This is a genomic window from Rhodanobacter ginsengisoli (assembly GCF_042657065.1).
Taxonomy (GTDB): Bacteria; Pseudomonadota; Gammaproteobacteria; order Xanthomonadales; family Rhodanobacteraceae; genus Rhodanobacter; species Rhodanobacter ginsengisoli.
In genome coordinates, this window is sequence record NZ_JBHSNF010000001.1 from 1700467 (window position 1) to 1713051 (window position 12585).

11 protein-coding genes are annotated in these 12585 nt (G+C 67.4%); 7 read left to right on the plus strand and 4 right to left on the minus strand.

Translation table 11 applies throughout. From position 1 onward, the window contains the following. Positions 1-54: 54 nt before the first annotated feature. Both ACFPPA_RS07840 and ACFPPA_RS07845 read right to left on the minus strand, forming a co-directional pair. Entirely contained in the window at positions 55-489 is a 435-nt protein-coding gene (locus ACFPPA_RS07840; RefSeq protein ID WP_377318944.1) for an FKBP-type peptidyl-prolyl cis-trans isomerase, read from the minus strand. A 70-nt stretch (positions 490-559) separates the two neighbouring features. Further along, a complete protein-coding gene (locus ACFPPA_RS07845; protein WP_377318946.1) occupies positions 560-1117 on the minus strand; it encodes a YaeQ family protein in 558 nt (185 codons plus the stop codon). Positions 1118-1296: 179 nt separating this feature from the next. Here ACFPPA_RS07845 and ACFPPA_RS07850 point away from each other — a divergent pair, with 179 nt between their 5' ends. The 6 genes from ACFPPA_RS07850 (at position 1297) to ACFPPA_RS07875 (ending at position 9712) form a co-directional block, all read left to right on the plus strand. Then, entirely contained in the window at positions 1297-2178 is an 882-nt protein-coding gene (locus tag ACFPPA_RS07850; protein ID WP_377318948.1) for a pseudouridine synthase, read from the plus strand. Positions 2179-2286: 108 nt separating this feature from the next. Then, positions 2287-4317 carry an OPT family oligopeptide transporter gene (locus ACFPPA_RS07855; RefSeq protein WP_377318950.1) on the plus strand — a complete coding sequence of 677 codons (2031 nt, stop codon included), beginning with the start codon at positions 2287-2289 and terminating at the stop codon, positions 4315-4317. Between the two features lie 108 nt (positions 4318-4425). Next, entirely contained in the window at positions 4426-7032 is a 2607-nt protein-coding gene (mprF, locus tag ACFPPA_RS07860) for a bifunctional lysylphosphatidylglycerol flippase/synthetase MprF (RefSeq protein ID WP_377318952.1), read from the plus strand. Between the two features lie 17 nt (positions 7033-7049). Beyond that, positions 7050-7835, plus strand: a complete 786-nt coding sequence (locus tag ACFPPA_RS07865) for an AcvB/VirJ family lysyl-phosphatidylglycerol hydrolase (protein ID WP_377318954.1) — start codon at positions 7050-7052, stop codon at positions 7833-7835. Between the two features lie 96 nt (positions 7836-7931). Then, positions 7932-9002 (plus strand): class I SAM-dependent methyltransferase, encoded by a 1071-nt coding sequence (locus ACFPPA_RS07870; protein ID WP_377318956.1) that lies wholly within the window; start codon positions 7932-7934, stop codon positions 9000-9002. Next, complete coding sequence (locus ACFPPA_RS07875; RefSeq protein WP_377318958.1) at positions 8999-9712, plus strand: pseudouridine synthase; 714 nt, start codon at positions 8999-9001, stop codon at positions 9710-9712. The genes ACFPPA_RS07870 and ACFPPA_RS07875 overlap by 4 nt, the downstream gene beginning before the upstream one ends. Positions 9713-9777: 65 nt before the next feature. Here the strand turns inward: ACFPPA_RS07875 and ACFPPA_RS07880 are convergent, their stop codons facing one another. Together ACFPPA_RS07880 and ACFPPA_RS07885 are read right to left on the minus strand one after the other, a co-directional pair. Further along, positions 9778-10110, minus strand: a complete 333-nt coding sequence (locus tag ACFPPA_RS07880; RefSeq protein ID WP_377318960.1) for a YkgJ family cysteine cluster protein — start codon at positions 10108-10110, stop codon at positions 9778-9780. 47 nt (positions 10111-10157) lie between these two features. Then, positions 10158-10748 (minus strand): DUF1415 domain-containing protein, encoded by a 591-nt coding sequence (locus tag ACFPPA_RS07885; RefSeq protein WP_377318963.1) that lies wholly within the window; start codon positions 10746-10748, stop codon positions 10158-10160. Positions 10749-11020: 272 nt separating this feature from the next. On the opposite strand from ACFPPA_RS07885, the gene ACFPPA_RS07890 reads away from it, so the two are divergent. Continuing rightward, the gene (locus ACFPPA_RS07890) at positions 11021-12580 is read left to right on the plus strand and encodes a protein adenylyltransferase SelO (protein ID WP_377318965.1); all 1560 of its coding nucleotides are present in this window, start codon (positions 11021-11023) and stop codon (positions 12578-12580) included. Positions 12581-12585 lie beyond the last annotated feature (5 nt).

The following is a 12585-nucleotide window of genomic DNA, read 5'->3' on the forward strand; positions in this document are numbered from 1 at the left end:
CTCTTCCACCATGAAGCAGAACATCGCGGCTGAAGCCGCTCCCACAAGCCGGGTTCAGGGAGCGCTGGCGTCCAGCAGTTCCACGTCGAACACCAGCGAGGCGTTCGGCGGGATGTCGCCGCCGGCACCTTCGGCGCCATAACCCAGCGAGGCAGGGATCAACAGGGTCCGCTTGCCACCGACGTGCATGCCGGCGACGCCCTGGTCCCAGCCATCGATCACGTTGCCGGCGCCCAGGACGAACGAGAACGGCTCGCCATGATCGCGCGAGCTGTCGAACTGGGTGCCGTGCTTGTCCTTCGCGCTGTCGTCGTACAGCCAGCCGGTGTATTGCACGGTGACCTTCATGCCGGCTTTCGCCTCGGCGCCGGTACCGACCGTGGTGTCGATCATGCTCAGCTTGTCGACTTGTCCGCTGGCATGCGCCGGCGGTGTGGCGGTGCAGGCGGCGAGGGTGATCAGGGCGAGCAAGGACAGCAACCAACGCATGGGATGACTCCGGGCAAAGGGATGAATGGAGGGATGGCAGGGCGATGCGGTCGGCCGGCCGGGCCAGCGGTCAGCTCACCGTCTCGGCCGGTGCCATGCGGATCTGCGGATCGACCGCCACCGCATCGGCATCGTTCATGACCTGCAGCTGGCCGTCCTGGATCAGGCACTGCAGGCGCATGCCACGCTGCAGCAGGGCGACCAGTTCGGCGACGGTGGCGGGAGCGATGTCGAGCACGGTGAGGTTCTTGCTGCGGGCCAGCGAAACACCGACCTTGCTCCACCATATCTCCGCCACGTTGCCACCGTAGTTGATCACCACCACCTGGCGCGAGCGGCCGCAGGCCTTGCGGATGCGCGTCTCGTCGGGCTGGCCCAGTTCGATCCACAACTCGATCTCGTCGGTGTACGCCTTGCGCCACAGCGCCGGCTCGTCCTCGTCGCTGATGCCCTTGCCGAACTCCAGCCGGTCGTCTGCATACAAGGCAAACGCCAGCAGCCGCACCATCAGCCGCTCCTCGGTTTCCGAGGGATGCCGCGCCAGGGTCAGCGCATGGGTGGCGTAATAGTGCCGGTCCATGTCGCTGATCTGCAGTTCGACTTTGTAGATGGTGGAATTGAGCGCCATGGGCCATGCCTCGGGACAACAACCACCCATTGTACGCCCTGGCGTTCCGGTTGGTTTCCTGGCGGGTGTGTATGGTCGGTGGGAGCGGCTTCAGCCGCGATGGTCTCGCCATGCCGGGAAAATCCACGGGCATCGCGGCTGAAGCCGCTCCCACGGTGCAACGCTAGACTGACGCCATCATGCCCAGCTCGACCTTCCGCCGCGACACCCACGCCAGCACCGTGCATCTGCCCGCGGGCGAGTGGGCGAGCGTGCTCGATGCGCTGTGCGCCCGGTTCGCCGCGATCGATCGCGACACCTGGCTGGATCGCATCGCGCGTGGGCGGGTGCTGGACGGGCAGGGCGTGGCGATCACGCCGCAGACACCGCACCGGGCCGGCCTGCGCATCCACTATTACCGCGAGGTGGAGGAGGAAACGCCGATCCCGTTCATCGAAACCGTGCTGTATGCGGATGAGCATCTGGTGGTGGCGGACAAGCCGCACTTCCTGCCGGTGACGCCGGCGGGCGGATTTGTCGAGCAGACCCTGCTGCGGCGGTTGATCCGGCGTCTGGGCAATCCCGCGCTGGTACCGCTGCACCGGATCGACCGGGCCACCGCCGGGCTGGTGCTGTTCTCGGCGAATCCGGGCAGCCGCTCGGCCTATCAGGCCCTGTTTCGCGAACGCCGGATCGACAAGGGCTACGAGGCGCTGGCGGCACCTTTGCCGGAGCTGGCGTTTCCATTGGTTCGCCGTTCACGCATCGCGACCGGCGAGCCGTTTTTCCGCATGCGCGAGGCCGAAGGCATGGCCAACAGCGAGACCCGGATCGAGGTGATCGAGCGCAGGGAGGATTGCTGGCGCTATGCGCTGCATCCGGTCACCGGGCGCAAGCACCAGTTGCGCGTGCACATGGCGGCGCTGGGCGCGGCAATCATGCACGACACCTGTTATCCGCAGCTGGCCGAAGCGGCCGACGACGATCATCGGCGGCCGCTGAAACTGCTGGCGCGGGAGCTGGCCTTTCTGGATCCGTTGTCGGCAGAACCGCGTCGGTTCGAGAGCCTGCTGCATCTTTGAGGGGGCTGCGGCTGGCGATCTCCGTGGGCACCTCGAGCTGCGGGCATACCCACCGGCCACCCATCCACGCTATCTTTCGCAGCAGCATCCATCGGGGGAGAGAGCTTCATGAGTCATCCATCATCGGCTGGGGCCGAGCCGCGCGCCGAGCTGACCGTCCGCGGCCTGATCATCGGCGTGTTGATCACCGTGGTGTTCACCGCGGCGAATGTGTTCTTCGGTCTCAAGGCCGGTCTGACGTTCGCCACCTCGATTCCGGCGGCGGTGATCTCGATGGCGGTGTTGCGCTACTTCAAGGGCGCCACGATGCAGGAGAACAACATCGTGCAGACGGTCGCCTCGGCGGCCGGCACCTTGTCTTCGATCATTTTCGTGCTGCCGGGCCTGATCCTGATCGGGTGGTGGACCGGCTTCAATTACTGGACCTCGTTCGCCATCTGCGCGCTGGGCGGCATCCTGGGTGTGATGTATTCGATCCCGCTGCGCCGGGCGCTGGTGACCAATTCCGATCTGCCCTATCCCGAGGGCGTGGCCTGCGCGGAGGTGCTCAAGGTGGGTGCCGGCGGCGGCGAAGGCATCGGTGCGGCGGCGGCGATCGAGGCCAACCGCATCGGCCTGCTGGCCGTGCTTTGGGGTGCGATCGTCTCGGGCGTGTTTGCCGTGGTGGTCGCGACGCGGGTGTTCGCCGGCGACGTGGTGCATTACTTCCGCGTCAGCGCCGACAAGGGCGGCGTGACCGGATTCGACTTCTTCCTCTCGTTCGCGCTGTTCGGCATCGGCCATCTGGTTGGCCTCTGGGTGGGCATCGCGATGCTGGTGGGTGCCCTGATCGGCTGGGGCTGGGGTGTGCCGCATTTTTCCGCACTGGCACCGGCGGTCGGTTCGATTGCGGATCTGGCCAATGCGACGTGGAGCCACAAGGTTCGCTTTGTCGGCGCCGGCACGATCGGTGTCGCCGCGATCTGGACCCTGGCCAAGCTGGTGAAGCCGGTGATCAGCGGGCTGGCCTCGGCGATGGCCGCCTCGCGTGAGCGGGATGCGGGCAACGCGGCATCGCTTCCGCGCACCGAGCAGGACATTCCGATCGGCCAGGTCACCCTCATTTCGCTGGCCTGCCTGGTGCCCATCGGCTGGCTGATTGCGAATTTCGTGAGGGGCGCGGGCCACGGCCTGTCCGATCACATCGTGGCGCTGGTGGTGGGTGGCCTGATCTTCGTGGTGCTGATGAGCTTCTTCGTTTCGGCCGTATGCGGCTACATGGCCGGACTGATCGGTTCCTCCAACAGTCCGCTGTCGGGCATCGGCATCATCGTGGTAATCGGCGCGGCATTGCTGCTGGTGTTCGGCGTGCGTTCGGCTCTTCCCGTCAGCAGCGAGAATGCGCTGGTGGCCTTCGCCCTGTTCATCACCTCGATCGTGTTCGCCGCGGCGGCGATCGCCAACAACAACCTGCAGGATCTGAAGACGGGCCAACTGGTCGACGCCACGCCGTCAAAGCAGCAATGGGCGCTGGTGATCGGCGTACTCGCCGGTGCCGCGATCATTCCGCCGATCCTCGACCTGCTCAACCATGCCTACGGCTTCGTCGGCGCGCCCGGTCCGCACCGTGACCATCCGCTGCCCGCACCGCAGGCCGGCCTGATCTCGGCGCTGGCGCAGGGGGTGATCCAGAACAACATCGACTGGGGCCTGATCAAGATCGGCGGGGTCATCGGCGTGGTGATGATCGCCGTCGACGAGGTGCTGCGCCGCACGACGAAGTCCGCCCATCTGTCGCCATTGGCGGTGGGCCTGGGCATCTACCTGCCGACCCAGAGCACCTTGATGGTGGTGGTCGGCGCGGTAGCCGGATGGTGGTTCGACCGTCGCGCCGATCGCGCGTCGAAGAATCCCGAAGCCACCAAGCAGCTCGGCGTACTGCTCGCCTCAGGCATGATCGTTGGCGAGGGATTGCTGGGCGTGGCGATCGCCGCCTGCGTGGCGTTTTCCGGACAGGACTATCCGCTCGCCCTGGTGAGCGGGACGTTCGCGAGCGGCCCGGCGCTCTGGATCGGCGGTACGGCGTTCACCGTGGTGATGCTGCTGCTCTACCGCTGGGTGAGCCGGCTGGGCCAGGGTACGACGGACGCAGAAGGGTAGCCGGGGCACGCTCCCGCAGCTCCGGATGGCCGGCTGCGGCCGTATGTCCATCGCCTGACTGAACGCAGGTCCTAAACTAGGCAGTTCCCCTCCGGAGTCGGGCGTCACGTGGAGCATCAACAGGTCGAACAGACGGTGAGCGCAGGGACGGTCCCGGCGCTGGCGAGCCAGCGCATGGTGGTGTGGCGCCGACTGGCCGGACCGTTGCTGTCGGTGGGCATGCTGTGTCTGGCGCTGTGGGCACTGCACCTGCTGGCCCGCGAGGTGAACTATCACCAGGTGCGCGCGTACGTGCACAGCCTGTCGGCGGGGCGGCTGTTGCTGGCGGCCCTGTTCACCCTGCTCGGCTATGCAGTGATGACCCTGTACGACCGCTTCGCGCTGGCCTCGATCGGGCACCCGCTGTCATGGCGCCGGGTCACCCTGATCTCGTTCATCAGCTATGCCTTCAGCAACGCGCTGGGCATGTCGCTGCTGGTCTCCGGGTCGATCCGCTACCGCTTCTATATCCAGAATGGCCTGAGCACAGGTGAGGTGGCCCGGGTGGTGCTGTTCTGCACCACCAGTTTCTGGCTGGGCCTGCTGGCGCTGACCGGGGTGACCTTGCTGTGGGTGCCACTTCCACCCGATCTGCCGCTGGCCTCATTCGGCCTGCCGCTTGGCGTGGGGCTGACCCTGCTGCCGCTGGCGTGGCTGGCCGGTGGGCGGATCCGGCGCCCACTGCGAATCTGGCGTTGGCAGGTCAGCATGCCTTCGACGCTGACCGGCCTGAAGCAGATCCTGGTGGGCGCATGCGACTGGGGGCTGGCGGCGGCCGTGCTCTACGTACTGATGCCGGATGAGTTGAACAACGGCTTCGGGCACTTCCTGGCGATCTTCGTGATCGCCCAGATCATCGGCCTTATCAGCCACGTGCCCGGTGGCCTGGGCGTGTTCGAGGCGGTGATGCTGGCCGGGTTCGGCGCCACCGGCAACGCGGCGCTGACCGCGCCGATCCTGGGTGCGCTGGCGGCCTATCGGGTCATCTACTACCTGTTGCCGCTGTGCACGGCCACGGTGCTGGTGCTACAGCGGGAGGCACGTGGGCTGCGCCGGAAATCGCTGCTCGCCCCATGGTTCACCGGCCTGCTGCCGGCGTTCTTCGCGGGGCTGACCCTGGTCTCCGGTGCCGTGCTGCTGTTCTCCGGCGCCACTCGTGCATTGCCCGTGCGCATGGCGATCCTCAGTGAAGTGTTGCCGCTGTCGGTGCTTGAGGTTTCGCATCTGCTGGCCAGCGTGATCGGCATGCTGCTGCTGATCCTGGCTCGCGGCCTGCAGCGCCGGCTGGATGCGGCGTACTGGTTGACCCTGTTGCTGCTGCTGGCCGGCGCCGTGTTCTCGCTGCTGAAGGGCATCGACTACGAGGAGGCGACCCTGCTGATCCTGCTGGCGCTGGCACTGGCGCCGGCGCACCGCCTGTTCTACCGGCGCGCCTCGTTGTTCAGCACCAGCTTTTCGCTGGGCTGGATCGCGGCGATCGTGGCGGTGTTCGGCTGCGCTGCCTGGCTGGTGATGTTCAGCTACAAGCACGTCGACTACAGCGCCGACCTCTGGTGGGAGTTCAGTTTCCACCAGGGCGGTGCGCCCCGCGCGCTGCGGGCGCTGGTCGCGGCCGCGGTGGCCGGCATGTTGTTTGCGCTGGCCAGCCTGATCCGTCCTCTGCAACTGCATCGCCAGCGGCCCGGCGAGGCCGAGCTGGCGCAGGCGTTGCCGCTGATCCGGCAGTTTCACTCGGCACAGGCTCATCTTGCATTGATGGGCGACAAGAGCCTGCTGTTCGATCCCGCGCACAAGGCGTTCGTGATGTTCGACACCGTGGGGCGCAGCTGGGTGGCGATGGGCGACCCGGTGGGCAGCGACGAGGAGGCCCGGCGCGAGCTGGTTTGGACGTTTCTGGAGCAGTGCGAACGCGCGGGTGGCTGGCCGGTGTTCTATCAGGTGAGCCCGGCTGACCTGGATCTGTATCTGGAGGTGGGCCTGAACCTGCTGAAGATCGGCGAGGAGGCCCGTGTGCGGCTGGACAGCTTCAATCTCGATGGCAAATCCAGGAAAGTGCTGCGCAATACGGTCAACAAGCTGGGGCGTGAAGGCCTGCGCCTGGAGATCGTGCCGGCCCACGCGGTGGCGCCGCTGCTGCCGCAGCTGAAGCAGATTTCCGATGCCTGGCTGCGCGACAAGAACGTACGCGAGAAGCGCTTCTCGCTGGGCGCGTTCGATCCGGATTACCTGGTGCGCACGCCGATGGCGGTGGTATGGCAGGACGATCGGCCGGTCGCGTTCGCCAACCTGTTCCTCACCGAGACCCGCGAAGAAGCCTCGGTCGACCTGATGCGGCACCTGCCGGACAGCCCGGGCGGGATCATGGACTACCTGTTTGTGGAGCTGATGCTGTGGGCGCGGGCCGAGGGCTATCGCTGGTTCAACCTCGGCATGGCGCCGCTGGCCGGGCTGCAGAACCGGCGCCAGGCACCGCTGTGGAACCGCTTCGGTGCACTGGTGTTCGGCCGCGGCGAACGTTTCTACAATTTCCGCGGGCTGCAGCGCTACAAGGACAAATTCGATCCGGAATGGGAGTCGCGCTACATGGCGGTGCCCGGCGGCATCGCCTTGCCGATGATCCTGACCAACGTGGCCAGCCTGATCGCCGGCGGACTGACCGGCGTGGTGCGCCGATGAAACGAAGGAACAGGATCATGTTCGCTGCCGTGGGTACGTGCGCGCTGGCTCTGGCGCTGATCTGGAGTCCGTTTTCGCGGGTCAGCCTGGAAAAGGCCACCGTGGTGCTGCCGGTTGCCAGCACCTCCATCGCGCCACCGGCGGGGCAGGGCGACGTGATGACGATCATCTACTCCGGCGACGGCGGCTGGGCCGACCTGGACAAGCAACTGGGCAAGGCCATCGTTGCCCGCGGGATTCCGGTGCTGGGGGTCAGTACCTTCAAGTACTACTGGCGCGATCGCACGCCGGAGGAATCGGCGCGCCAGCTCGACGCGCTGATGACGAAATACCTCGGCGTCTGGCACAAGCAGCGTATCTGGCTGGTGGGATTCTCCTTCGGTGCCGACGTGCTGCCGAGCATCGTCGACCGGCTCAGCGCGGCCAACCGCGCGCGGATCACCCAGCTGGTGCTGCTGTCGCCCAGTCGCGACGTGACGTTCGAGATCGAGCTCGAGGGCTACATGATCAGGCAGGGCTGGTTCAAGCAACACCTCAAGGCCGCGCTGGAACACATCAATCCGATCCGGCATCACGACGCGTTGCCGCCGCTGCAGGCGTTGAGTGGGCGGCCGCCGGTGGTGTGCTACTACGGCCGGGACGACCGCGACGACAGCGCCTGCACCGATCCGGCACTGCCGAGTTGGGTCATCGTTCACCCGAAGGACGGCGGTCACCATTTCGATGGTGGCTATCAGCCGCTGGCCCGGCAGATGCTGGACGAGTTGCCGGCGCACACGACGGATGCCGGCGTCGCCCATTGAGCAGGGCTGTTCGTGTCGTCCGCCCGGGGCACTCGGCGCGTCGGGACGATCGGCTGCCACGTACAATGGCGCCTCACTTGCACTTGAAGACATGATGTGACTGCCGCAGGACTTTTCGCGGTCGCGCCGGATTCGGCGCTGGCTGCCATGTTTGTACCGTTCGAATCGGCGCAGCTGTCGCTGCCGGCGGAGGGCCGCGTGCTCTTTCTGCGGGCTCGCGCCGGCGTGCGCCTGCGCGAGACGGCGCAGCCGGGCTGGTTGTGCGAGCAGGGCTTCAAGCCTTTCGCCGACGAGCTGGCCCGCATCGGCATGCAGGTGGGCGAGCCGGCGGCGGGCGAGCTGTTCCCGCTGGTGCTGGTGCTGCCGCCGCGGCAGCGCGACGAGGCGCGCGCCCTGTTCGCCCGCGCGCTGACCCATGTGGCGCCGGGCGGCAGCGTGCTGGCCAGCATGCCGAATGCCGAGGGTGCGAAATCGGGCGAAGCCGACATGGCCCGGCTGGCCGGCCCCGTGCAGCACCTGTCCAAGCACAAGTGCCGGGTGTTCTGGAGCACGCCGGCGGCGGATCGGGTCGACCAGGCCCTGCTGACCGAATGGCTGGCGCTGGACGCCCCGCGCGAGATCGTCGATGGCTATGTCAGCCGGCCCGGCCTGTTCGCCTGGAATCGCATCGACCACGCCTCGGCCTTGCTGGCCGGGCATCTGCCGCACGACCTGCGCGGGCGCGTGGCCGATCTGGGTGCCGGTTACGGTTATCTCGCCTGCCAGGTCATCGCGCGTTGTCCGAACGTGGGCGCGATCGACCTGTATGAAGCGGAGGCGCGCGCGATCGGGCCGGCCCGGACCAATCTGGCCAGGGCCGGGCGCGAGAGCGGTCGCGACGTGGAGCTGGCCGTGCACTGGCACGATGTCACACAAGGCCTGCCGCAGCGCTACGACGCCATCGTCAGCAACCCGCCGTTCCACCAGGGGCGCGCCGACCTGCCGGAACTGGGGCGCGCGTTCATCGTCAGTGCCGCCGATGCGCTGGTGCCGGAAGGCCGCCTGTTGCTGGTGGCGAACCGGCATCTGCCGTACGAGGCGATCCTGGGGGCACGCTTTCGCGAAGTGCGCCAGCTGGCGACGCAGGAGGGATTCAAGGTGATCGAAGCGGTGGGGGTGCGGTCATGAAACTGGTCAAGCTGATTGCGAACCTGGGCTATGGCAGCCGCAAGGATGTCACCCAGCTGTTCCGTGCCGGCCGCATCACGGATGCGGCCGGCGAGGTGCTGTACGCCGACGACGTGGTGCCGTACGAGAGCATCCGGGTCGACGACGAGCCGCTGGATCCGCCGCCGGGCGTCGTGCTGATGATGAACAAGCCGCTCGGGGTGACTTGTTCGCGCAAGGACCCGGGCCGGGTCGTGTACGACCTGCTGCCGCCGCGCTACAACGTCCGCTCGCCGGTGTTGTCCAGCGTGGGCCGGCTCGATCGCGATACCAGCGGGCTGCTGCTGTTCACCGACGACGGCGCGCTGCTGCACCGGATCATTTCGCCGAAGGCGCAGGTGGCGAAGGTGTACGAGGCCACGCTGGCCGAGGATCTGCGCGGTGACGAGGGTCCGCTGTTCGCCAGCGGCACGATGATGCTGGAGTCGGAGAAGGAGCCGCTGGCACCGGCGGTGCTCCAGGTACTCGGGCCACGTCGCGCGCGCCTCACCGTTACCGAGGGGCGTTATCACCAGGTGCGGCGGATGTTCGCCGCCGCCGGCAACCACGTCGAGACGCTGCAACGTATTTCGGTGGGCGGGCTCCTGCTGGGCACGCTGCCGCTGGGGGAATGGCGCGTGCTGGATGCCGACGACGTGGCGCTGATCTTCACCGCCCCGGGGAACCTGTAGGAACGTCTCCCGTGCGCTCCCGCGAGCAGGGCCAGGTCGACGGACTCTCGCCGGGCCCGGTCGGGCTACAGCATGTGTACCGCGGTGGGGATCGTGGCGCCGAACCACTTGTGCCGCTCGTCGCGGCAGCTGGGGCTGCCCATCGCATACTTGCGGCAGATGGTGGGGCGATCCTCGTAGATCGTGCAGCCGGACGTGTTCGGATCGACCGCGACGCACCAGCCGTCCTCGCCCTTGGCCAGGGTTTCCATGCCGTGGCTGTCCCGGTCGATCAGCCATTCGGGGACGTGGTCCTCGGGCATCAACACGACGGTGAGGCGGCAGCACACGGCTTCGCAGGTCGTGCATTGCACGCTGGGGTCGACGCTCTCGGCGTAGGGGTCGGGAAGATTATTCACTCCCAAGCATGACAGCATCGGCGTGAATGCTTTGTTGTGCCAGGCGATCAGCTGGGCTCGTCGCGCCACAATGCCTGCCAGCCCTCGGTGCCCAGCCGTTGCAGCGTCTCGATATTGCGCCGGTAGATGCTGTCGGTGTCGCTCATCTGCTCCATCGCGCGCTCGATGCTCGATTCACGCAGCAGATGCAGGGTGGGGAACGGCGAACGGTTGCTGAAGTTCTCGATCGCCCCGGGCGCGCTGTCGGCGAACTGGTAGTCGGGGTGGAAGCTGGCGACCTGCCATTCGCCCTCCAGTCCCAGGGTCTGCACGGCCGCGTCGGCGACATCGAGGAAATCGTTGTAGTCGAGAAAGTCGTTCAGCACGAACGGGTGGATCAGCAGCCCGGTCTCGCACTCGTCCGGCGTCAGCGCATTCAGCGACTGCAGCTCGCCGCACAGGTCGTCGAGCAGGGCGTCGGTGTCGCGCGCCTGGCTTACCCGCATGCGCAACTTGCCCTGCACGTGCGGTGCGCGGGCGAACGGGCACAGGTTCAGGCCGATCACCGCCCGTTCCAGCCAGCGCGTGGTGGCGTTCAGATACGGCGCGTCCGCCGGCAGGGCGTCGGCATTGAGGTCGGTGGAGGGCGAGGCGTTCATGTGGCTTCCGGCGTATGGGCGGCGCCGACTATACCGCTCCCCGGCTGCTGCAGCCCGCCTTTGCAGGCGTGCCGGAAGGCGCGCAGGCAGACGCGGCCATCCGGCGTGCCCGGCATGGCGCTTGCGCGAGATAGGGGCTCGGGCATGGCTCGGCGTGAACAAGACGGATCAAGATGGCGGGCCTCGACACGTCGCGGCGGCCCATGGGCCTTGCATGGGGCCCCGGGTGCCCGGATATAGCCTGCATGTCTTCATTGGATTCCCCGTCCGCGATGTTTCCACTGCACTTCGACAACGCGTTCGTACGCGATCTGCCCGGTGATCCGGAGCACGACCCGCACCTGCGTCAGGTCGAGGGCGCACTGTATTCGCGGGTCGAGCCCAGCCCGGTTGCTGCGCCGCGTCTGCTGGCGTATTCGGCCGAGATGGCGGCGAAGCTGGGTTTCAGCGAAGCCGAAGTGACCGCACCGGAGTTCGCGCAGCTGTTCGGTGGCAATGCCTTGCTCGAGGGCATGCAACCGTTTGCCGCGAACTACGGTGGTCATCAGTTCGGCAACTGGGCCGGTCAGCTCGGCGACGGCCGGGCGATCTCGCTGGGCGAGGTGATCAGCGCCGCCGGCGAGCGTTGGGAGCTTCAGCTCAAGGGCGCCGGGCCGACGCCGTACTCGCGCGGTGCGGACGGCCGTGCGGTGCTGCGTTCGTCGGTGCGCGAGTTCCTGTGCAGCGAGGCGATGCATCATCTGGGCGTACCGACCACCCGCGCGCTGAGCCTGGTCGATACCGGCGAGCCGGTCGTGCGCGACATGTTCTACGACGGTCATGCCGCGCCGGAGCCCGGTGCGATCGTCTGCCGCGTGGCACCGTCGTTCATCCGCTTCGGCAATTTCGAATTGCCTGCCTCGCGCGGCGATACCGCGTTGCTGCGGCAGCTGGTCGACTTCACCATTCGCCGTGATTTCCCCGAACTCGCCGGGCAGGGCGAGGCGCTGTACGCGGAGTGGTTCGCCCAGGTGTGCGAGCGCACCGCCACGATGGTCGCGCACTGGATGCGGGTCGGTTTCGTGCATGGCGTGATGAACACCGACAACATGTCGATCCTCGGCCTGACCATCGACTACGGCCCGTATGGCTGGATCGACAATTACGATCCGGACTGGACGCCGAACACCACCGACGCCCAGCGCCGTCGCTACCGCTACGGCCAGCAGCCGAACGTGGCGTGGTGGAACCTGAGCCGGCTGGCCGGTGCGCTGGCGCCGCTGTTTGCCGATGTCGCGCCGCTGCAGGCCGGGCTGGATCGCTATGCGCAGGTGTACGCCGCGGCCGATCGCGCCAACATCGCGGGCAAGCTCGGCCTGGCCGCCTGCCGTGACGATGACGTGGCGCTGATGCAGTCGCTGCACGACGTGATGGCCGTGGCCGAGATCGACATGACGCTGTGGTTTCGCGCGCTGGCCGACCTCGATCCGCAGGCGCCGACACTGTTGCCGATGCGCGATGCGTTCTACGACGAGACGAAACGGCGCGAGGCCGAGCCGGCCCTCGCCGACTGGCTGGCGCGCTACGCCGCGCGGCTGGCCGACGATCCGCTGACGGCCGAACAACGCCGGGCGCGCATGCAGGCGGCGAATCCGCGCTACGTGTTGCGCAACTATCTGGCGCAGCAGGCGATCGACCGGGCCACCCTGGGCGATCCGGCCGGCATCCACGAGTTGCTCGAGGTGATGCGCCATCCGTATGACGACCAGCCCGGCCGCGAGGCGTTCGCGCAGAAGCGCCCGGACTGGGCGCGGCACAAGGCCGGTTGCTCGATGCTGTCGTGCAGTTCGTGAACCGG

Excerpts from the sequence above, each read along its gene's own strand:
- ACFPPA_RS07855 (WP_377318950.1), top strand. The coding sequence starts at position 2,287 with ATGAGTCATCCATCATCGGCTGGGGCCGAGCCGCGCGCCGAGCTGACC.
- ACFPPA_RS07845 (WP_377318946.1), bottom strand. The coding sequence starts at position 1,117 with ATGGCGCTCAATTCCACCATCTACAAAGTCGAACTGCAGATCAGCGAC.
- ACFPPA_RS07850 (WP_377318948.1), top strand. The coding sequence starts at position 1,297 with ATGCCCAGCTCGACCTTCCGCCGCGACACCCACGCCAGCACCGTGCAT.
- ACFPPA_RS07840 (WP_377318944.1), bottom strand. The coding sequence starts at position 489 with ATGCGTTGGTTGCTGTCCTTGCTCGCCCTGATCACCCTCGCCGCCTGC.
- ACFPPA_RS07890 (WP_377318965.1), top strand. The coding sequence starts at position 11,021 with ATGTTTCCACTGCACTTCGACAACGCGTTCGTACGCGATCTGCCCGGT.
- ACFPPA_RS07865 (WP_377318954.1), top strand. The coding sequence starts at position 7,050 with ATGTTCGCTGCCGTGGGTACGTGCGCGCTGGCTCTGGCGCTGATCTGG.
- ACFPPA_RS07885 (WP_377318963.1), bottom strand. The coding sequence starts at position 10,748 with ATGAACGCCTCGCCCTCCACCGACCTCAATGCCGACGCCCTGCCGGCG.
- ACFPPA_RS07875 (WP_377318958.1), top strand. The coding sequence starts at position 8,999 with ATGAAACTGGTCAAGCTGATTGCGAACCTGGGCTATGGCAGCCGCAAG.